Raw genomic sequence first — 20645 nt, 5'->3', positions numbered from 1 at the left:
ACTAAGGACCAGAAGGCAAAGGGAGAGGAGAAACCGGAGGAAGAGCTTATGGGGAAACGTAAGCCTTCTCCGCGGTTGGCAACAACACCTAAAAAGGAATGTTGTTATTCACATTATTGCCAAAAAACACATTATTATTCAAAATGTAAAAGATTTATAAAAAGAATCCATGGTCCAAAATGATACGTTGATTTTCATCTTGGAAATGAAGCCAAATGGGTTTAAATATTGGCTAGCTTTTTCTAATATGTTAGGATAGGAAAGTAACAGAAATTTGTCATAAAATGTGGTGAGGATTATGAGGGTCGTTTCCGGAATTTGCAAAGGAAGACCACTTAAGGCTGTACCGGGTACAGGAACCCGGCCGACTACTGATAAAGTCAAGGAATCCATTTTCAATATGATTGGTCCTTATTTCGAAGGAGGGCTGGTCCTCGACTTGTTTGCCGGGAGCGGTGGACTGGGAATTGAAGCGTTAAGCAGAGGCATGGATAAAGCCATATTTGTCGACCGGGATTTTAAAGCAAATCAAACGGTTAAGGCCAATTTGGAACTATGCAAGTTTTCAGACCGTGCAGAAGTTTATAAAAATGATTCAGAGCGTGCACTGAAGGCTTTGGTGAAAAGGGAAATGACTTTTGAATTGATTTTTCTTGATCCACCTTATAAGAAACAAAAGCTAGTCGAGATTCTTGAAGAAATACATAAATACCGATTGCTGAACGATATGGGATACATTGTTTGTGAGCATGGCCATGATGTTACATTGCCAGAAAAAGTTGGTGACTTTACCGTTAAGAGAAAAGAAGTTTATGGCGTCATTGCCGTTACGATTTATCAATGGGGAAATGTACACGAACAGGGGGAACTATGAATGTCCAAAATAGCGATTTGTCCGGGGAGTTTTGATCCAATAACATTTGGTCATCTTGATATCATTCAAAGGGGAGCGAATGTTTTTGATGAGGTATATGTGGTCATCGTGAACAATTCAGCGAAAAATTCACTTTTTACAGTGGAGGAGAGACTGGAATTGATTACTGAGGCGACTGCCCATATGCCGAATGTTAAAGTGGATTTCTATCAGGGATTGACGGTCGACTATGCTGAAAGCGTTTCCGCGAATGCCATTATCAGGGGATTGAGGGCGACTTCCGACTTTGAATATGAAATGCAGGGAACTTCAATGAACCGATTCCTAAACAATAAAATAGAGTCATTCTTTATCATGACGAAAAATCAATATTCTTTCTTGAGTTCAAGTATCGTGAAAGAGGTAGCGAAGTATGGCGGAGATATCTCCGAACTAGTGCCAAACGTCGTCCAGAAAGCCCTGGCCAAAAAGTACGAGGAACTGAAAGGATAGAAAAAAGAGCATTGCCTACGCGCAATGCTCTTTTTTTCGGTTTAAGAAAGGCCTTTGAATAGCCTTTTGGTAAATATGATGATGTATAGGATCAAGAACAAGAGTGTTAAAATGGGGCCGAAATCAAGCATGTTCTGATATAGGGAATTCACGTGTTCACCGGATCCGCTGACTGGGAATGCGTTTAACGGGCTGCCGCTGTACATCTTGCCTTTATAGAATGGCTCCCAAAGCAAGATGGTAATAATGGATGCTAAAAGGCCATGTGCTATCCTAGCAAGAAAAAAGGGAGTGAAACGAATGTCTGTTGCGGCTATGATGCTGGCAACCTGCGCTTGAATGCTAAAACCGTTGAAAGCTAAGATGAAACTAGTCATCACAGTTTGCTGAAAGAGTGTCGCATCTTCGACCGTACTGGTTAATTTTGAACCAAGAGTCATTTCAAACATGCCTGATATGAAGGGGAGGCTTAAGGAATCCGGGAAATTAAAAATATGTAAAATTCCTCCGACCCACGATGCTAGCAATCCGGTAATGTTCATGTGAAATAAAAGCTTGTTCACCACCGAAAAGAGAATGATGAATCCCCCGATCATTAATAGGGTTTGGATGGATGAGAGTACCGCATCTCCAAGTAAACTGCCAAATGGTCTTGTTTCTTTTATTCTGGTTCGATGCATTTGGCTAAAAGCTAGTCTTATGGAGGGGAGCTTGGTCATTACTTTAGTATGCGATTTTTCTTCTTTCCAACGGTAAAAACGCATGATGATGCCTACACAAAAATTTCCTAGGTAGTGGGAAAGTGCAAGGATGATCCCTAAATGAGGATTGTGGAAAAAACCTACGGCTACGGCAACGAACAGGAACAATGGATTAGATGAATTAGTAAAACAAACGAGTCTTTCAGCTTCAATGCGGGTCAATTGTTCTTCCTGACGAAGCCTCACGGTGAATTTCGCTCCAGCTGGAAATCCTGATGCAAGTCCCATCGCCCAAACGAAACCGCCCACTCCTGGTACACGGAATAAGGGACGCATAAATGGTTCTAGCATGACGCCAATGAACCTGACAACCCCAAAACTGATTAATAACTCCGAGAAAATCAAGAAAGGTAGAAGCGAAGGAAACACAATTGTCCACCAAATATTGAGTCCGCCTTTGGAAGCTTCAAAGGATTCTTGGGGGAAGATGATCAAGCCAACTGCCATCATCGTGACGGAGGTAGCTAACAGTACTGTTTTAGATTTTGATTTTAGCAAAATTCAGCCTCCTCTTGAAGGTTACTAAATAAGGGCAGTTCGTTTCGTATATAATAAAATATGAACTTCCTTTTCTCGAAAAGTAAGCGCATGATGAAATGTGGATTGTTCCGACATGTATAAATGAGGATGTTCCTCACAATGGAATTTCAATGAAACCCTGCACTTTATTGGCTGGGATAGTTTATATCTGCCATGCTTGTTTCACTGTCAATATAAATAATATGCTTCTATAAATCCGTTTAAGACCATAACTTTGAATGAGTGTTATTTCAATATTTTGAACTAGTTATAGCGGGAGGGATATCTTTGTCGAAACCAAAAGTCGGGCTTGCACTTGGGTCAGGAGGAGCTAGGGGGTTTGCACATATTGGCGTGATAAAGGTATTACAGCAAGAAGGCATTCCGATAGATATGATTGCAGGAAGCAGCATGGGAGCTATGGTTGCAGCCTTTTATGGAGCGGGTTCGGATATCGAGAGGCTGTATAAGTTGTCCCGTGCATTTAAGCGAAAGTATTATTTAGACTTCACCATACCTAAAATGGGCTTCATTTCGGGTAAACGGACAAAGGATTTAATCAGGGTATTTACATATGGCAAGAAATTTGAAGAACTTGATATTCCTGTGGCGGTCGTCGCCACTGATATAAAAACTGGGGAAAAAGTCATTTTTAAGGAAGGCCCAATCGCACCGGCTGTAAGGGCAAGCATTTCCATTCCCGGCATTTTCATTCCCGAAAAAATCGGAAACAGACTGCTTGTTGATGGCGGCGTTGTTGACAGGGTTCCTGTTTCAGTCGTGAAGGATATGGGAGCAGACATCATAATTGGTGTGGATGTAGCCCACGTGAAACAGGATATGGAGATAAACTCCATCTATGATGTCATCATGCAAAGCCTCGATATCCTGCAAATGGAACTTGTTAAAAGCAGGGAGTTTGCTTCAGACGTCATGATACGCCCCAGGGTTGAGAAATACAGCTCTAAATCATTTACAAACGTTCAGGAAATAATTAGTATTGGAGAAGAAGCTGCAAGAGGTAAGATAGATCAAATTAAGCAGTGTATTGTTACTTGGAAGGAGTCCTTTGAAGATGAGCCGTAAAATATATGTACGCACTTTCCTGGTGGTGGCTATACTTCTCATAGCATCAGCCCTTTATTCCCTACCTTTTTATGTATCAAAACCAGGAATGGCTAAAGAATTGGAGCCAATCATTGAGGTATCCGGAGGAGATGAAGCAAAAGGAAGCTTTATGTTAACCACTGTAAGGATGGGCCGGGCGAATATATATTCCTACATGCTGGCGAAATGGAGCAAATATCAGGAGCTTTATCCGGAAACCTCCATTCGAAGCGAAGATGAAACAGATGAAGAATATAATATCAGGCAGCTGCACTTAATGGATGGTTCTAAAAATAATGCCATTCAGATCGCATATGAAAAAGCAGGGAAAGAAGTCGATTACGAGTACCTGGGTGTATATGTTTTGGACGTGCTAAAAGGAATGCCGGCAGCTAAAGAACTGAAAGCGGGCGATCAAATCATACAGGTCGATGACGTTAAATTCAAGTCTGCACAGGAATTCATGGACTACATTAACGGAAAAAAGGCTGGAGATGAAGTGAAAATAGTGTATAAGCGGGAAGAGACGGAGAAAACGGCCGTTCTTTCATTGCAGCCTTTTAAAAATGACCCAAATAGGGTCGGAATAGGCATTTCGCTGGATGACAATCGAAAAGTGATCACAAAACCGGCGATTGCCATAGATTCAGAACAAATAGGCGGTCCTTCGGCTGGTTTAATGTTTTCATTGGAGATTTATAATCAATTAACAAAAGGCGATCTTACAAGTGGCTATGACATAGCGGGTACGGGAACGATGTCTGATGATGGGACAGTCGGTCCAATTGGCGGAATTCAACAGAAAATAGTTGCAGCCGATAAATCTGGAGCGGAAATATTCTTTGCCCCAAATGAAAACGGAGCAGCAGGTTCGAATTATGAAGATGCACTCATTGCAGCAAAGGATATCGACACGGATATGAAGATCGTACCGGTTGACAACTTTGATGATGCAATAGCCTATTTAACGAAGCTGAAAGGAAAGGAAAAATGAAAAAAAGCGCAGGCAGTCAACTACTGTTTGCGCTTTTTTTTACTATTAAGGATGGAAGGGTCAAGCTTAAACCTTTCTTCATTTGAAAATGATGGGGGATTCATATTCCCGTTTCATCAAGGCAGCCTGATACGGTTCGGACAAGCCAAGTGCATACACCTGTGCCGCTCGCAAGTCCGTATCGATGTCCTGCTTCTGATAGGACGAAAGTTTAGAGATGAGCGGGAGGGGTAAGCCTTTTTTTACATTGCTAAGGTATTCTTGTCCCCGGCCATTCATGCCAAGAAGTCTGATATAGGCTGGTTGTTCATTGTGAATCATCTGTTCTTTTAATGTATGGGTCAGTATGTGGACGCACATCCGCTGTAGTCGTGTCCATGTGTAGCGTTTTGTCTTCAGATCTGTCATGAATCCAGAAAAGCTCGAAGATTGTTTGGCCATCTCCTTTATTCGGTGTTCTATGCCTTCCTCGATTTCGTATATCCCTGCCAATTCGATTAAAGAGGAAGAAAGGATTCGGTATTTCAAAAGGGACCAATACATTTCCCAGTCATGCAAGGCTTGGTAGCGCGTTAAATATTGCTCAAGACCATTCATTGTCGGCTGAGGAATATAACTGGAAACAGGATTTAATTCCCTGTGTTCATGAATGGCTTTACGTATCCCCGTTGCGCTGGCAATAGGGTCTTTGGACAACTTTGTTTCATGGTATCCGGCAGCGACCCTTTGAATCGTATAAGGGCGAATGGAGTAGCCATTTGATAGGGCAGCACTTACATATTCCTTTCCAAGAATATTATTTGGCTTCGTCAAATCCAATGCCGCCTCATCATTGATGATCGAACGATAAGCCTGGGCAGCACTGGCCGGATAACTATTACCGGCATCCATAGCCGATTTAATTGCAGTATTGAATTCATCGGAATTATCCGAAAGAATTCTGTGTGCGGTGATGAATGGTTCAATTCGGCCATCTTCGCTTCCGAAGCAAAAGGAGTCACAGCCAAGGGATTCCAAAAGGGAAATAGATCCTTTTGCAAATATCTCCGCCTTCTGTGTCGCGAAAGCATAGGGAAGTTCAATGACAAGATCTATGCCGCCATTCAAGGCCATTTCGGCACGGGTCCACTTGCTGACGATAGCGGGCTCGCCGCGCTGTAAAAAGGGCCCGCTCATGACAGCCACCACTACATCTGCCCCTGTTTTTTCTCTACTTTCTCTTGCATGTAAAACATGTCCATTATGAAAAGGGTTATATTCGACTACTAAACCGCAAGCTTTCATTTGATCACCTCAGAGAAAAACTTTGTATTTTATCAACTTAGTGCTAAAATAGTATTTCAAGTAAAATAACTATAAGTATTCGTCCGGATTTTTTTGTTTGTAATGATTCTTAAACCTAGACAATCAGTTAGGATGACTACATTATAGTGTAAAGAAAAAATATTGACAAACTTATAATTGAAAGCTATAATTATTTTTGTTGCCTTGAGGTGATTTCAATTGAAATGGACGATTAGTCAACTTCAAAAAATTCGGGACAAAGATTTACGGTTTGATGAACTGGTGGATGTCTTGGACATTAGAGAAAGAGACCCGCAAATTCGCGATGTTTCTCCGATCAGAGTAGCAGGAAGAGCTGATATCAGCTCGACCGAGATTACTTTTCACTTGCATCTTTCAGGTGAATTAACATTACCTTGCTCCCGTACACTGGTAGACGTTAAATATCCGATTGATATTGATACAAAGGAAACCTTTCTTTTAAAGGCAGATGGCGCTGATTTCTACGGAGACGATGTCACTGTTGTGGAAGGTGACGTTGTAGACTTAATACCGGTAATTAAAGAAAATTTATTGCTAGAAATTCCGATGCAGGTTTTTTGTGAGGATGTCGATTCGAATGAAGCTGCTCCTCAATCCGGAAAAGACTGGGCTGTTATTTCTGAAGAGGAAAATGAGCATAAGGTTGATCCGAGATTTGCAAAGCTTGCCGACTTTTTTGACAACAATAAAGAATCTTGATTGGAACGAAAAATCGTTAATCCGATTTTTCCAGCTTTTTTATATTTTTTAAGGAGGTGGGAATAATGGCTGTACCTTTTAGAAGAACGTCGAAAACTGTAAAAAGAAAACGTCGTACACACTTCAAGCTTCAAGTACCTGGTATGGTAGAATGCCCGAGCTGTGGTGGAATGACTCTTTCACATCACGTTTGTAAAGAATGTGGAACATATAAAGGAAAAGAAGTTGTCGCAAAATAATTTCTTGACCTACTTGAGAGCTTTGCTTTCTTGATGCAACACGCTAATCAAAGCGCAGGGATTTTTCTCTGTGCTTTTTTTACAAATACATTTGGCAGAATATTTTGAATCATCTATGTTTGCCGATGGTTTCGGAGATGGTGTTTACGTGGATCAAGTAATTAATGTTGAAAAGGATGAACGCGGTTTCATGAAGCTCCTGTTTAATAGACCGGAGAAAAGGAACGCCGTGAATTATCAATTGATGGACGAACTCGAGTCGATATTGTCAGAAGCTGCATGCGATGATGAAGTTAAGTTGCTGGTCCTGACAGGGGCGGGCTCCGAGGCATTCTGTTCAGGCGGGGATCTAAGGGAATTTCAGGATTTGCGTACAGAAGAAGAGGCCTTTGCTATGTTATCGAAAATGGGTGAAATTCTGTATAAACTAGCAGTTTTCCCAAAACCAACAATAGCGCTCATCAATGGAAGTGCTTTAGGCGGTGGATGCGAAATTGCGACAGCTTGTGATTTCAGATTAGCAAAGAGGGAAGTTAAGCTGGGGTTTGTACAAGGTACTCTGGGAATAACGACAGGCTGGGGCGGAGCTTCACTTTTACTTGAAAAAATATCAGGGCAAAAAGCGCTAAAGCTATTATTGGATGCAAAAATACATAAAGCCGAGGAAGCAAAGGAATTGGGTTTCGTAGATGAGATAGTCGGAGAAGGTGCCGATGAATGGGAAAGGTTCGCAGAAGATTTTCTTCGCCATGAGACAGGGGTATTGATGGCTTATAAGCGATTGCTGGTCCATAAATGGCAGGGTAGCGGGCTTAGAGGAAGAATGGATGCGGAAATCCGGGAATGTTCTAAACTGTGGGCGAGTGATGAGCATCACGCTGCAGTCGATCGTTTTTTAAATAAGAAAAAATAAATATTACACGCTCTATATATCTTCTATCTTCCCTAGCATGTGCATATTATGAATTAAAACTTGCTAAGGAGGTAGAGAGATGACGATTGCGAGACAAGATGCATGGACTCATGATGAGGATCTGTTGTTGGCTGAAGTGGTGCTAAGGCATATACGAGAAGGCAGTACACAATTAAAGGCGTTTGAAGAAGTGGGGAAACAGCTATCGAGAACATCTGCTGCTTGTGGGTTCCGTTGGAACTCATTTGTAAGGAAGCAATATAAATCAGGGATAGAGCTGGCGAAAAAACAAAGGAAAGAACAGGTGGTCAATAATCCTGAAATGGAAAGGGATTCGGTAGCGGCGGTGGAAAATGTCACGATTGAAGAAAAGCCCCCCCGGCATGAAGATAAAGAATCTATCACCCTTCAGGAAGTTATATTATATTTAACCAAAATGGATGAATTCTTTCAGGTTGATAATAAGGAAAAAGAACTGATTTCTGAGCGGTCCTTATTTCTTGAACAGGAAAATGTCCGATTGCTGGAAGAGAATGCTTTGCTCCAAGAAAACTTGAAAGCTGTTGAGGAAGATTATCGTGCGTTAATGCAGATCATGGAGCGTGCAAGAAAGCTTAGTGTACAAGAGGACGAAAAGACGAATCCGAAGGTGAGTTTCCAAATGGATAAGAATGGTAATTTGGAAAGGGTCAATAAATGAAAAATGCGGGTGGGAAAATCCGCCCGCATTTTTCTTGGTATTCCTATTCCTGCGTATCTATTTCTTTTTTATCTTGTATGTCAAATGGGCTCCAAATCAGCGGGTTTTCTCCAAGGTCCCTGTCCAAATCATAGGAAACAGCAGAAAAGCCCATCTTTTTCCAAAAGTCTTGTGAATGAACTCTTGGGTTGGTTTTGATAGGCATGTTCAGGCTTTTGGCGAATTCAACCAAAGCTCTTCCATAACCTTTTTTCTGATAGTTAGGCAGGACTTCAAGTTTCCAGAGAACAAGGAAGTCCCTAGAATTGTCAAAGTACCGGTCAAATTTAGCGCTTCTTTTATACAGGCTCATGCGGGCTACAAGTTTGTCGCCATAAAAGATTCCGTAAAAAGGTGATTGGCTGTCATTTTCAATGATGTTAGCCTCTAAATCATCGAGCATGGACAGTTCCTGTATCCCGTATTCTTTGAATTTTTTGAATTCCTCAAGCGTTTTAAAATTTACAAGTAATCGTTCAACCTTGTATTCCATAAAAAAGCTCCCCCTTAATTCTGATAAACCTCTTCCGATAGTACCCTTTGAAAGTCATCCCACTGACCTTTACCATGTGGAATTCCAGCTTAGGTTATATCTAGTATGACATCATCGATTTATCCTAGCTGATAAATGCTTATAGCCTTTTATCCCCCGCTCTTTTCCCTTCAAAATTCGTGGGTAGAGATTGGAGTTATCTTTTGTTCCTATAAAGTCTTCAAAATGGCTAAGCTTTTCGTATCTAATATACCATTAAATTAACGCTTAAAGAAGAGAATATATCTTCAATGGCTTATTAATAATTCTTTCCATTGATATTTTATGGCGAGCCTTGTTGATGGCGGGTAAACTCCATGCAATCAGGTTGACGGCGTTTCCAAAGTTGTTGATGTGAAATTGATGCAGGATAAAAAAGATAATGTGATAAAATAGTAAATATATTTCAAAAAGTAAGGAAGGGTATTATGAGAATTGGAATCATTGGGGGAGGGGCCATCGGGCTGCTGTTTGCGTCTCATTTAAGTGAGAAACATAGTGTGACTCTCTATACTCATACTGCTGATCAGGCGTCCATCATCCAACGTGATGGAATCCGCCTTATTGCGGGTGGTGAAAGCCGGCTGCTGACAAGCATCATTTCTATGGGGCTGGATGAAGGGATATCGGATGTGGATTTTCTTATATTGGCCGTCAAGCAATATCACCTGCCGCAAATATTGCCTAGAATCAAAGGTATTCAGGTTCCATTGCTATTCTTGCAGAATGGCTATGGGCATATTTCTTATTTAAAGCAGCTTCAATCCCCGAGCATATATGTGGGGGTAGTGGAGCATGGGGCATTGAAACATGACGGGAATACCGTCGAGCATACAGGGCTCGGCATAACAAGGATCGCTTCCTTTAAAGGGGAACTTGAGCAACTATCGTTAGTGGATGAAAGGATCGATCATTTTCCTTTTATGAAGAGTGAGGATTTTCACTCGATGCTGATGGATAAGCTTGTCGTCAATGCAGTGATAAATCCATTAACAGCGATACTTGGCGTGGAAAATGGAGGTTTGATTACCAATCCTTTTTATTACCAATTGTTTCAAGACCTTTTTGAAGAAGTCTCCGGTATTTTGGAAGTTCAAAATAAGGATGAGTCATTCGAAAATGTTAGGTCCGTTTGTATGGCAACAGCTGGAAATCGATCATCGATGCTAAAAGATTTGGAAAATGGCCGTCAAACGGAAATTGATGCCATTTTGGGTCATATCCTCTCGGAGGCAAAGAGCAAAGGGAAAAGTTATTGCCTGACGTCTTCTCTATATAAGATGGTCAAAGGAAAAGAGTCTCAGGGGGGATGAGGATGTGCCGTACGTAGTTTCAAACCTTGCCGCGATATTTATTACCTTGCCTTTCGCAGGGTATATACTTTTTTTTATTAGTGCCAAACAATTCACTGGGAACCATAGGCGCTCCGTTCAATTTGCAATGGACATGAGTACGCTGCTGTTCGTATTATCCGTCCATTATTTGATCATTACGATTTGGGATAAGCAAATTCTTTGGGTGATCATGCTCATCATGATCGTTAACGCATTCTTGGTGGTCCTTGTCCATTACAAGGTAAAAGAAGAAATCATTTTCCATAAGGTATTAAAGGGTTTTTGGAGAGTGAACTTCGCCTTCTTTTTTGTGGCTTACCTTCTATTATTTTCCATTGGTATAATAACAAGTATTACGAAGATATTGACTACATAACATAGAACATCGCATCAATTTTCTGCTGCTGGGCAACTTCTTTTGTTTTCTTAAACCGGAATGTTATACTCTAAAAAGAATTGTAGTTGCAGAGAAAGGGAGAACAGAAATGGAGATGAAAGATCTCGCGTTACCATCTTTAAACCGTTTTGCATCGGACTATTTACAAAACCGTCTTGAAACGGAGGATTATTTTCACTATGACTTAGCAAAGCCTGACATTTATCACAATAGATATAGTGAATTGACGAACCGCTCTTTTTCACGTGATGAATTGTCGGATTACATACAACAATACATGTCTCGTCTTTCATTCAGTGAGGCAGTTAATGGGAATATTGAAAGGTTGCGCAGGGATGATTCCGTGGTTGTGATTGGAGGACAGCAGGCTGGGTTATTATCAGGGCCGCTGTATACCATTCATAAAGTAATTTCGATCATTAAGCTTGCGGAAGAACAGGAAAAAGAATTGGGGCAGCCAGTCATTCCAGTTTTTTGGATAGCTGGAGAAGATCATGATTTAGCTGAAGTCAATCATGTTTATGTCATGAAAAATGGTAAACCCGATAAAAAAACCTATCCTTCCTATCAACCGTATAAAACAATGGTTTCTGACGTGGAGCTGGAAACGGAAAAGGCAGAGAAATGGCTTGAGGAAATCATTGAAACATATGGAGAAACGGCCTTTACGAATAAACTCCTGATTGATATGAAGGAAACCATTAAGCAATCGAATACCTTCGTCGAATTCTTCGCCAGGCTGATTCATGAATGGTTCAAAGAATATGGACTTTTACTAGTCGATGCCGGAGATCCGGAATTAAGGCGAATTGAGAAGGCATATTTTGAATCGATGGTCAATGAAAGTGGACGGATTGCTGAAATGGTCGAGGAACAGCAATCATTCATGCATGCGAAAGGGTATGCAAAAATGATTGAAATGGATAAACAGGCTGCTAATTTATTTTATTATGATCCAGAAAAAAAAGATCGATGTTTACTCGAGCGTGTAGAAGGCGGTTTCAGCGGAAAAAACGGTGAGGTATCATTTACCGAGCTGGAACTCTTGCAGATAGCCAAAAACCATCCGGAACGATTAAGCAACAATGTCATTACACGCCCGCTTATGCAGGAAATGCTTTTCCCTGTATTGGCTTTCGTTTCGGGGCCAGGGGAAATAGCTTATTGGGCCGAATTGAAAAAGGTATTTGAGTTGTTTTCCATGAAGATGCCGCCAATCATTCCTAGGTTAAACATCACGCTGGTGGAGCGCAGTATCCATAGCGATCTTGAAGAAATGGAACTCAGTTTGGAAACTGTTCTGACTGAAGGAACCGCTAATGCGGTGAAAAGTTACCTTGATTCCGTAAAGGATGAGACGATTGACAATCTGTTTGGGACGCTGAAATCGCAGCTTGAAGAGAACCATGAAAAGCTATTTGTCCATGCTGTCTCTTTAGATAGAGGACTTGAGCCGATGTTGAACAAAAACATCGAATTCATCCAAAAGCAATTGAATTTCATGTATGGCAAAATCGGTGACCGTACAAAGGAACGGCATTCGGTCATATTGAAGAAATATGAACGGATAGCAAATTCACTTTACCCTCTTGAATCACCCCAGGAGCGGATTTGGAATGTGTTTTATTACTTGAATCAATATGGGCCAGAGTTCGTTCGGGATATGATGAAACTGGAATACCGGTTCAATAATCAGCATAAATTGATTTTCATTTAGAAAATCATCCGTTTTGGGGAAAAGTGGCGGACTAATCATTTTTTTTATGGGTTGCGACTTACCAATCCTGACGGAGGGATTAAAAAGTAAAAAAAAAGACAGGTGCTAAAGCCTGTCTTTTTTTTGTTTTCTGGGCACTTGTCCGGTAGTCCTTCGACAGTAATAGAGGGTCTGCGTCTTAGTCTGAGTCCATTCGAGGGAAACGCGCGGTTCTTTGAATAATTTGCCTAAATAAACTTAAGAAGAAAAGAAGGGAATTTTTACTTGGAAGGAGAAAGTAAAAACAAGTGGAGAAAGGTGGGGGAATGTGGTACATTGAGATTAGAATGTGGGGGTAGTGGGTATGTTCATGGGAGAGTACCATCATAACATCGATATTAAGGGCCGTTTGATAGTCCCGGTGAAATTCAGGGAAAATCTCGGGGAGCAATTTGTTCTTACCCGCGGACTCGATCAATGTTTATTTGGTTATCCTATGGAAGAGTGGAAGCTGCTTGAAGAAAAGCTGAAAGCCCTGCCCTTAACAAAAAAAGATGCCCGAGCCTTTACCCGTTTTTTCTTTTCAGCAGCTACAGAATGCGAAATTGATAAACAAGGGCGAATTAATATCCCCACGCCGCTTACTTCATATGGCCAATTGGAAAAAGAATGTGTAATTCTTGGTGTTACCAATCGTATTGAGATTTGGAGCAAATCCCTTTGGGAAAACTATTTTTCAGCTTCGGAGGATTCTTTCGCTGAGATAGCAGAAAATATGATTGGCTTTGATATTTAAGGCTGCCCTCAGAAATAGAGTCACTCAATAACCGATTGGAAGGATGTCTAGCATGTTTCAACATACAACAGTGTTATTAAAAGAGACGGTTGATGGATTGAACATCAAACCTGATGGAATTTATGTGGATTGTACTTTAGGAGGAGCCGGTCACAGCGAATACTTGCTTTCACAGCTTTCTGATAAAGGCAGGCTTTATGCTTTTGATCAGGACGAAACGGCAATTCGGAATGCTAAGGAAAAATTGGAAAGCTATGGCGAACGTATTGTTCTTGTTCCTAATAATTTTAAATACTTAAAAGAAGAGTTGAATGCCCGGGGAATCGAGAAAGTGGACGGGATCCTTTATGATTTAGGCGTGTCATCCCCACAATTGGATACACCAGAGCGTGGTTTCAGCTATAACCATGATGCACCCTTGGATATGAGGATGGACCAAAGTGCTGCCATTTCTGCCTATGATGTCGTGAATACTTGGTCATTCCATGATTTGCTGAGAATTTTCTTCCAATATGGAGAAGAAAAGTTTTCGAAACAAATTGCCAGGAAAATTGAAGCGGCACGTGAAATAAAACCGATTGAAACGACGTTCGAGCTTGTGGAGTTAATAAAGGATGGGATACCGGCCCCGGCAAGACGTAAAGGCGGACACCCTGCGAAACGAGTGTTCCAAGCAATAAGAATCGCTGTGAATGACGAACTTGGTGTTTTTGAAGACTCCTTGGAGCAGGCCATATCGCTTTTGGATAAAGAGGGAAGAATATCTGTCATTACATTTCATTCTCTTGAAGATAGAATTTGTAAAACGGTATTTAAAAAGGCCAGTAGCATTCCTGACCTTCCGCCTGGACTTCCAGTTATCCCGGATGAATTCAAGCCAACCATGAAAATAATTACGAGAAAACCGATTTTACCTTCGGAAGAAGAATTGGAAGGGAATAATCGTTCCCGGTCGGCCAAGCTAAGAATCGCCGAAAAGCAATAATTACAGAAAAAAACAGTAAGGGGGAACATGAATGAGTTCCATAGCCAAAAAAATACAAGAACAGCAATATGAAGACCAACAGCAGCAACAGACACATCAAACGGTGGTCATCCGTAAAGCGAAGATATCCATTGGTGAAGTATTCTTACTATGTGCCCTTGCTATCATGGTTACCTTCATGGGAGTGAAAATAGTCTCAAATCAAGCGGCCATCTATGAAACGAATAAAGAGATCCAGCTAGTGGAAACGTCGATTGAAGAACAGGGTAAAGTGAATGATGATTTGAAAGTGCAGGTTGCTGAACTTAGTACATACGAAAGAATTTGGAAAAAAGCTGCAGCGCTAGGGTTCAAGTTAAATGAGAATAATGTGAAGGGTGTGCAGTGATAATGCAGAAACAAAAAAATATGAAGCATGGGGCAGCCGGATTATTCTTCTTATTCGGCCTGCTCTTTTTTGTATTAGTCTGCCGCTTTTTGTATATTCAGGTGACGGGAACAGCAGGCGGGGAGGTACTGGCTTCAAAAATCGACAAGAAATATGAAAAAAAACAGGTCATAGAAGCCAAAAGGGGAAGCATACTCGATACAAAGGGGGAAGTCATCGCCGAGGATACTTCCTCCTATATCTTAAGGGCTGTACTCAGTGAAAAGGAGCCCGAGCATGTCAAGGATCCGGAGATGACCGCTAGTAAGCTTGCAAAATATATCGACATGGATGAACAGGACATTTATGAAAGACTTACGAACGGGGCATACCAGGTGGAATTTGGCAGTGCCGGCAAGGACTTGACTCAGGTCGTCAAGCAGAAAATAGAAAAATTGGAACTGCCGGGAATTACATTCGGAAGAACCAATAAACGTTTCTATCCTAATGGGATTTTCGCCTCCCATCTGATTGGCTATGTAGAAAAGGATGAAGAAACAGAAGAAATGGCTGGTAAGTTCGGCATTGAAAGGTACCTCAATAAAGAATTGCAGGAAACGGATGGGAAGCTGACATATGACAGTGACTCATGGGGCTTCCTTTTACCAGATAAGGAGGAAAAGGTGGTTGCCCCAGATAATGGCAATGATGTCATGCTGACCATCGATAAGAAAATACAAACGTTCTTGGAAGACTCGATGAGCAAAGTGCAGGAAAAATACGATCCCGAACAAATCATAGCGATTGTCTCCAATCCAAAAACGGGGGAGATTGTGGCGATGGGGCAAAGGCCTACCTTCCATCCGACAACGAAAGTCGGGCTTACGGATACATGGCGTAACCTGGCTATTGAAGAAACCTTCGAACCGGGATCAACCATGAAAACATTCACCCTTGCCGCGGCTGTTGAGGAAGGGGTCTTTAATCCGAATGAAAGCTTTGTTGCAGGAACCTACAAAGCCGGATCGGGGAAAATCGGAGATCATAGCGGAATCGAAAGAGGGAAGAGCATGACCTTTCTTGAAGGGGTTCAGCGCTCCTCCAACGTCGCTTTCGCTACACTTGCAATGGATAAAATAGGAGCGGATACTTTTCGTGAGTATTTGACTAAGTTCGGATTTGATAAAAAAACGGGAATTGACCTGCCGAACGAGATAACCGGTAAAATTCAATACAAGTATAAGCTTGAAAAAGTGACTACTGCCTTTGGACAGGGTTCGACCGTTACACCAATTCAACAAATCCAAGCTGCATCCGCAATAGCCAATGACGGAAAAATGATGCGGCCATACGTAATAAAAAGCATCTCCGATCAAGATACCGGAAAAACTTTGAAAACGACAAAGCCGAAAGTGACAGGGCAACCGATTTCGGAAGAAACTGCAAAACAGGTACGTGATTATTTGGAAACGGTAATTTCCGCGAAAAAAGGAACTGGGAAAAAATATGCCATTGATGGTTATGAAGTAGCGGGAAAAACCGGTACCGCACAAATTCCAGGTCCGACAGGTAGGTATTTAGAAGGGAAAAATAACTATGTATTCTCCTTTTTAGGCATGGCTCCAAAAGATGATCCACAGTTGGTCATGTATGTGGCGGTCAAGCAGCCGAAGTTAGGTGCATCTTATGTTGGGGCTGATCCATTGTCAGAGATATTTAATCCTGTCATGCAAAATAGCCTGCAATATCTAAACATCAAACCTTCTGATGTTAAAAAACAAAAAGCAAATAAAATCAAAGACTATACGAATCAAACCGAGAGTTCAGCTGTCAAAGAACTGAAGGAACTTGGCTATGATACAAGTACGATCGGGAGTGGGCGTAAAGTACTCGATCAATCACCAAAAGCCGGGAGTATACTCTTACAGGGTGAAAAGATAATACTTCGGACTGAAGGAGAAATGAATGTTCCTGACATGAAGGGATGGTCCCTGCGCGATGTTATGAAATTGGCTAAGGTTGCAAAACTGGATCTGAAAACTGAAGGTGCTGGATATGTGAGTAAACAAAGTCTTGAGGCCGGGAAAAAAGTAAAGGAAGGAGAAACCATCAATATTGAATTATCCCAGCCTGAAGGGGCTGGTGTAGATATACCGACTAAAGAGAAAACAGAGTGAAGATAAAGAGGGGATCCCAAATGGATTCCCTCTTTATTTCTTTCAAGGTTTCTAGTCTAGCATCGATTAGACAAGCATATATTGAAGCATGTATGAAATGGAGGTGCCTGTTTTTGCGTGTTTCGAATGTTACTGTCCGAAAACGGCTGGCAATCGCATTGGCGATCGGTATCGTTGTTTTTTTTATCATTGATATCCGATTGGGAATTGTACAGTTTTATCTTGGGGATAAGTTGACGGGGCTGGCTAAAGATTCCTGGAGCAGGAATATTCCTTTTGAAGCCAAACGAGGAGAAATCCTCGATCGGAATGGTGTCGAGCTGGCAACGAATATATCTGCGCCAACGGTCTATGTCATCCCAAGGCAGATTGAGAATCCAGGGGAGACGGCGGAACAGCTTGCTTCAATATTGGATATGACAAAGGAAAAGGCTTATCAATGGTTAACGAAACAGGCGATGAGCGTCAGGATTCCGGAAGGCAGAAAGATATCTCATGAAAAGGCGAAGGAAATTAAAGCATTAGGGATAAAGGGTGTTTATATCGCTGAAGATTCAAAGCGGCATTACCCATTTGGTGAATACCTTTCGCATGTTCTTGGCTTTACGGGCTCCGATAATCAAGGGTTGATGGGTATTGAATTGTCTTATGATAAGGAACTAAGCGGGGAAAAAGGATTCGTTAAATTTTACTCGGATGCGAAAGGGAAAAGGCTTGAGAATATGGCCGATGACTATAAGCCTCCTGTTGATGGCGATAACCTGAAGCTAACAATCGATAGCAAAATCCAGACAATCGTGGAGAGGGAGCTCGATAATGCGGAGGCGACATATGATCCCGATGGGATAATTGCCATTGCAATGAACCCGAATACCGGGGAAATATTGGCAATGTCCAGCAGGCCGACCTTCGACCCAGCCAATTTCCAAAATGTACCTTCGGAAGTGTATAATCGTAATTTACCAGTTTGGAGTATATATGAACCAGGTTCGACTTTTAAGATCATCACGCTTGCTGCGGCGCTTGAGGAAGGGAAGGTCGACTTAGAAAAGGAACATTTTTATGATTCCGGTCATGTGGAAGTGTCAGGGTCTACACTGCACTGCTGGAAAAGCGGAGGACATGGTGACCAAACTTTTCTTGAAGTCGTCGAGAATTCATGTAACCCGGGGTTTGTTGAATTAGGGAACCGGCTTGGTAAAGACAAGCTGTTTAAATATATAAATGATTTCGGGTTTGGGCAAAAGACGGGGATAGATTTAACCGGAGAAGGAAAAGGAATCATGTTCAACATGGATCAAGTGGGTCCGGTTGAGCAGGCAACGACTGCGTTTGGACAAGGTGTAGCCGTAACGCCCATTCAGCAGGTGACAGCGGTATCGGCTGCTGTGAACGGCGGAACTTTGTATACACCTTATATCGCGAAGGAACTAGTGAACCCCAAAAATGGGGAAGTGCTGATGCGAAAGACCCCACAGGCGAAGAAAAAGGTGATTTCAGAAGCAACCTCTAAGAAAGTCCGTCAAGCACTTGAATCCGTTGTCGCCCAAGGTAGCGGTAAAGGAGCTTTCGTGGAGTCGTACCGGGTCGGCGGGAAAACGGGTACCGCCCAAAAAGCTGAAAATGGCCGATACCTTGAAAATAATTATATTCTCTCATTCATAGGTGTCGCTCCAGCGGATGATCCGCAAATCGTCGTTTATATAGCTGTGGATAATCCGAAAGGGACGGTACAATTCGGTGGGGTAGTAGCCGCACCGATCGTTGGGAACATCATGGAGGATTCACTTAGGGCCATGGGCGTCAAGCCAAGGAAAAACCAGATTGAGAAGGAAACGGTCTGGACGGATCCCGTAATGGTCGAGGTACCTGACGTTGTGGGTCTCAGCAAAAAAGAGTTGCAAACCCAGCTCATCGACCTTAAGCTGGATATTGCCGGAAATGGGGATAAAGTCATAAATCAAGCCCCGGATCCAGGCGTTAAAGTAAAACAAGGCTCTACAATAAGAATTTATCTTGGCGAAAATACAGAATAAGTATAATATAATATATGAATAGTTAAAGCGGCTGAAGAATCATCAGCCGCTTTGTTTACGGAGTCGGGATAACCCCGTATAATTGAAATTGGTTTTCTCGACAAGCCGAGGCTAATCACATATAATGAATCCTCAAATTAAGTTGAGAGGGATGGAAAAATGAAGCTTCACAAATTACTATCTTATTTACACTCCTTATTTCCGTATGAAGGAGAGAATCCTGAAATCACCTCCATTGAAAATGATAACCGTAAAGTCATAGACGGAAGTTTATTTGTTTGTATAAAAGGTTATACAGTCGATGGTCATGATTTTGCCCAACTTGCTGTAGAACATGGAGCTGCAGCAGTCATTGCCGAAAGGCCGCTTGACCTCGATGTTCCCGTGATCGTAGTCAGGGATTCGAGCAGGGCGATGGCGGTGCTTGCCGATGCATTTTATGGCCATCCGACTCAAAAGATGCGCTTGATCGGAATTACAGGTACGAATGGAAAGACGACGACCAGTCACTTATTGGAAAAGATTTTCGAGGATCGACAAGAAAAAACAGGCTTGATTGGCACGATGTATACAAAAATTGCCGATACGGTATATGAAACCAAGAATACGACGCCAGATAGCGTTACGCTGCAGAAGGCTTTTCATGAAATGACCGAAGCATCAGTTACCACGGCCATTATGGAAGTTTCATCTCATGCACTTGAGCTTGGACGCGTCCATGGCTGTGATTATGATATTGCCGTCTTTACGAATCTTACACAGGATCATTTGGATTTTCATAAGACCATGGACAGATACAGGCAAGCAAAATCCTTGTTTTTCTCACAGCTCGGCAATGCTTACATAGAAAATCGTCCTAAATATGCTGTGCTTAATGCTGATGATGAGGCAACAGCCGATTTCATTAAAGCGACTGCTGCGACAGTGGTAACATACGGCATAGACAAAGAAGCGGATATCAGGGCCACGGATATAAAAATTGATGCAAATGGCACATCTTTCACCTTGACAGCAGGTAAAGAAGAGCGTTACATTCAGCTGAAGCTAATTGGTAAATTCAGTGTTTATAATGTACTATCTGCCATCTCTGCCGCTCTGTGCGCCGGTAACGATCTGGATGAGACAATTAAATCCATCGAGGAAATAAAAGGTGTTGCAGGCCGTTTTGAGCTCATTACAGCGAATCAGGACTTCCCGGTCATTGTTGATTATGCTCATACTCCGGACAGCTTAGAAAATGTACTCAAAACTGTTGGTGAGTTTGCTAGAAAGAAAATCTTTGTGATAGTGGGCTGCGGCGGGGACCGAGACAAGACAAAGCGTCCCATCATGGCCGAAATTGCTTGCAGATTGGCGACTGACCCGATCTTCACTTCGGATAATCCGCGAAGTGAAGATGCTGCCCAGATCCTCCGGGATATGGAAGCTGGTGTAGCAGGCAAAGAATATACGGTTATCGAAGACCGCAGGCAGGCGATAGCTTACGCTGTTTCCAAGGCGGAAGAGGGCGACGTTATATTAATAGCTGGAAAGGGTCATGAAACATATCAATTGGTCGGTGACGAAGTGCTTCACTTCGATGACCGTGAAGAAGCGGAAAAGGCGATTCAAAGTCGTTTAGGTTCAGTTTGAACCGGCGCTAGATTGCCCTGGAGCAAATAA

At 42.1% G+C, this 20645-nt stretch carries 20 protein-coding genes; 17 read left to right on the top strand and 3 right to left on the bottom strand.

Annotation, left to right across the window (positions count from 1 at the left end; translation table 11 throughout):
* The first annotated feature begins 298 nt into the window (after nt 1-298).
* Together rsmD and coaD are read left to right on the top strand one after the other, a co-directional pair.
* Nucleotides 299-874 (top strand): 16S rRNA (guanine(966)-N(2))-methyltransferase RsmD, encoded by a 576-nt coding sequence (gene rsmD, locus ACWF5P_RS21220; RefSeq protein WP_034313946.1) that lies wholly within the window; start codon nt 299-301, stop codon nt 872-874.
* A complete protein-coding gene (gene coaD, locus ACWF5P_RS21215) occupies nt 875-1366 on the top strand; it encodes a pantetheine-phosphate adenylyltransferase (protein ID WP_098865200.1) in 492 nt (163 codons plus the stop codon). It abuts the gene before it with no gap.
* 41 nt (nt 1367-1407) lie between these two features.
* On the opposite strand, the gene ylbJ is transcribed toward coaD, so the two are convergent.
* Complete coding sequence (ylbJ, locus tag ACWF5P_RS21210) at nt 1408-2625, bottom strand: sporulation integral membrane protein YlbJ (protein WP_434169031.1); 1218 nt, start codon at nt 2623-2625, stop codon at nt 1408-1410.
* Nucleotides 2626-2934: 309 nt separating this feature from the next.
* Here ylbJ and ACWF5P_RS21205 point away from each other — a divergent pair, with 309 nt between their 5' ends.
* Together ACWF5P_RS21205 and ACWF5P_RS21200 are read left to right on the top strand one after the other, a co-directional pair.
* Nucleotides 2935-3732 carry a patatin-like phospholipase family protein gene (locus ACWF5P_RS21205; RefSeq protein ID WP_434169032.1) on the top strand — a complete coding sequence of 266 codons (798 nt, stop codon included), beginning with the start codon at nt 2935-2937 and terminating at the stop codon, nt 3730-3732.
* Nucleotides 3722-4747, top strand: coding sequence for a SepM family pheromone-processing serine protease (locus ACWF5P_RS21200; protein ID WP_230177563.1), 1026 nt, complete (start codon nt 3722-3724; stop codon nt 4745-4747). The genes ACWF5P_RS21205 and ACWF5P_RS21200 overlap by 11 nt, the downstream gene beginning before the upstream one ends.
* 78 nt (nt 4748-4825) lie before the next feature.
* Here ACWF5P_RS21200 and ACWF5P_RS21195 read toward each other — a convergent pair whose 3' ends face one another.
* Nucleotides 4826-6031: a nucleotidyltransferase gene (locus ACWF5P_RS21195; protein ID WP_434169033.1), complete on the bottom strand. Its 1206-nt coding sequence runs from the start codon at nt 6029-6031 to the stop codon at nt 4826-4828.
* A gap of 219 nt (nt 6032-6250) precedes the next feature.
* Between ACWF5P_RS21195 and ACWF5P_RS21190 the strand changes: the two genes are divergently transcribed.
* The 4 genes from ACWF5P_RS21190 to ACWF5P_RS21175 all read left to right on the top strand — a co-directional run bounded on the left by ACWF5P_RS21190 (nt 6251) and on the right by ACWF5P_RS21175 (nt 8624).
* Entirely contained in the window at nt 6251-6772 is a 522-nt protein-coding gene (locus ACWF5P_RS21190) for a YceD family protein (RefSeq protein ID WP_098371093.1), read from the top strand.
* A gap of 65 nt (nt 6773-6837) precedes the next feature.
* Entirely contained in the window at nt 6838-7011 is a 174-nt protein-coding gene (rpmF, locus tag ACWF5P_RS21185) for a 50S ribosomal protein L32 (protein ID WP_034313929.1), read from the top strand.
* 70 nt (nt 7012-7081) lie between these two features.
* On the top strand, nt 7082-7924 hold the full coding sequence (locus tag ACWF5P_RS21180; RefSeq protein WP_434169034.1) for an enoyl-CoA hydratase-related protein: 843 nt from the start codon (nt 7082-7084) through the stop codon (nt 7922-7924).
* Between the two features lie 79 nt (nt 7925-8003).
* A complete protein-coding gene (locus tag ACWF5P_RS21175; protein ID WP_434169036.1) occupies nt 8004-8624 on the top strand; it encodes an RsfA family transcriptional regulator in 621 nt (206 codons plus the stop codon).
* Nucleotides 8625-8667: 43 nt separating this feature from the next.
* Here the strand turns inward: ACWF5P_RS21175 and ACWF5P_RS21170 are convergent, their stop codons facing one another.
* Nucleotides 8668-9156, bottom strand: coding sequence for an N-acetyltransferase (locus ACWF5P_RS21170; RefSeq protein WP_101224571.1), 489 nt, complete (start codon nt 9154-9156; stop codon nt 8668-8670).
* Between the two features lie 467 nt (nt 9157-9623).
* Between ACWF5P_RS21170 and ACWF5P_RS21165 the strand changes: the two genes are divergently transcribed.
* The 9 genes from ACWF5P_RS21165 (at nt 9624) to ACWF5P_RS21125 (ending at nt 20615) form a co-directional block, all read left to right on the top strand.
* On the top strand, nt 9624-10508 hold the full coding sequence (locus ACWF5P_RS21165) for a 2-dehydropantoate 2-reductase (RefSeq protein ID WP_434169037.1): 885 nt from the start codon (nt 9624-9626) through the stop codon (nt 10506-10508).
* Nucleotides 10509-10512: 4 nt separating this feature from the next.
* Complete coding sequence (locus tag ACWF5P_RS21160; protein WP_101224573.1) at nt 10513-10905, top strand: DUF3397 domain-containing protein; 393 nt, start codon at nt 10513-10515, stop codon at nt 10903-10905.
* A gap of 109 nt (nt 10906-11014) precedes the next feature.
* Nucleotides 11015-12643, top strand: a complete 1629-nt coding sequence (gene bshC, locus ACWF5P_RS21155) for a bacillithiol biosynthesis cysteine-adding enzyme BshC (RefSeq protein ID WP_434169038.1) — start codon at nt 11015-11017, stop codon at nt 12641-12643.
* Between the two features lie 343 nt (nt 12644-12986).
* Nucleotides 12987-13418 (top strand): division/cell wall cluster transcriptional repressor MraZ, encoded by a 432-nt coding sequence (gene mraZ, locus ACWF5P_RS21150; RefSeq protein ID WP_034313914.1) that lies wholly within the window; start codon nt 12987-12989, stop codon nt 13416-13418.
* A 52-nt stretch (nt 13419-13470) separates the two neighbouring features.
* Complete coding sequence (rsmH, locus tag ACWF5P_RS21145) at nt 13471-14403, top strand: 16S rRNA (cytosine(1402)-N(4))-methyltransferase RsmH (protein ID WP_101224575.1); 933 nt, start codon at nt 13471-13473, stop codon at nt 14401-14403.
* Nucleotides 14404-14434: 31 nt separating this feature from the next.
* A complete protein-coding gene (ftsL, locus tag ACWF5P_RS21140; protein ID WP_101224576.1) occupies nt 14435-14791 on the top strand; it encodes a cell division protein FtsL in 357 nt (118 codons plus the stop codon).
* Between the two features lie 2 nt (nt 14792-14793).
* Nucleotides 14794-16947 (top strand): penicillin-binding transpeptidase domain-containing protein, encoded by a 2154-nt coding sequence (locus ACWF5P_RS21135; protein WP_434169039.1) that lies wholly within the window; start codon nt 14794-14796, stop codon nt 16945-16947.
* A 113-nt stretch (nt 16948-17060) separates the two neighbouring features.
* Nucleotides 17061-18983, top strand: a complete 1923-nt coding sequence (locus ACWF5P_RS21130; RefSeq protein WP_230177554.1) for a stage V sporulation protein D — start codon at nt 17061-17063, stop codon at nt 18981-18983.
* Between the two features lie 159 nt (nt 18984-19142).
* Nucleotides 19143-20615, top strand: coding sequence for a UDP-N-acetylmuramoyl-L-alanyl-D-glutamate--2,6-diaminopimelate ligase (locus ACWF5P_RS21125; RefSeq protein WP_434169040.1), 1473 nt, complete (start codon nt 19143-19145; stop codon nt 20613-20615).
* Nucleotides 20616-20645 lie beyond the last annotated feature (30 nt).

This window comes from Peribacillus sp. NPDC055009 (assembly GCF_053608705.1).
This window is presented reverse-complemented; position numbering and strand designations above follow the sequence as displayed.

Coding starts and splice junctions, on each gene's coding strand:
- rsmD (WP_034313946.1), top strand. CDS start 299: ATGAGGGTCGTTTCCGGAATTTGCAAAGGAAGACCACTTAAGGCTGTA.
- coaD (WP_098865200.1), top strand. CDS start 875: ATGTCCAAAATAGCGATTTGTCCGGGGAGTTTTGATCCAATAACATTT.
- ACWF5P_RS21200 (WP_230177563.1), top strand. CDS start 3,722: ATGAGCCGTAAAATATATGTACGCACTTTCCTGGTGGTGGCTATACTT.
- ACWF5P_RS21195 (WP_434169033.1), bottom strand. CDS start 6,031: ATGAAAGCTTGCGGTTTAGTAGTCGAATATAACCCTTTTCATAATGGA.
- rpmF (WP_034313929.1), top strand. CDS start 6,838: ATGGCTGTACCTTTTAGAAGAACGTCGAAAACTGTAAAAAGAAAACGT.
- ACWF5P_RS21175 (WP_434169036.1), top strand. CDS start 8,004: ATGACGATTGCGAGACAAGATGCATGGACTCATGATGAGGATCTGTTG.
- ACWF5P_RS21170 (WP_101224571.1), bottom strand. CDS start 9,156: ATGGAATACAAGGTTGAACGATTACTTGTAAATTTTAAAACGCTTGAG.
- ACWF5P_RS21165 (WP_434169037.1), top strand. CDS start 9,624: ATGAGAATTGGAATCATTGGGGGAGGGGCCATCGGGCTGCTGTTTGCG.
- bshC (WP_434169038.1), top strand. CDS start 11,015: ATGGAGATGAAAGATCTCGCGTTACCATCTTTAAACCGTTTTGCATCG.
- mraZ (WP_034313914.1), top strand. CDS start 12,987: ATGTTCATGGGAGAGTACCATCATAACATCGATATTAAGGGCCGTTTG.
- rsmH (WP_101224575.1), top strand. CDS start 13,471: ATGTTTCAACATACAACAGTGTTATTAAAAGAGACGGTTGATGGATTG.
- ftsL (WP_101224576.1), top strand. CDS start 14,435: ATGAGTTCCATAGCCAAAAAAATACAAGAACAGCAATATGAAGACCAA.
- ACWF5P_RS21135 (WP_434169039.1), top strand. CDS start 14,794: ATGCAGAAACAAAAAAATATGAAGCATGGGGCAGCCGGATTATTCTTC.
- ACWF5P_RS21125 (WP_434169040.1), top strand. CDS start 19,143: ATGAAGCTTCACAAATTACTATCTTATTTACACTCCTTATTTCCGTAT.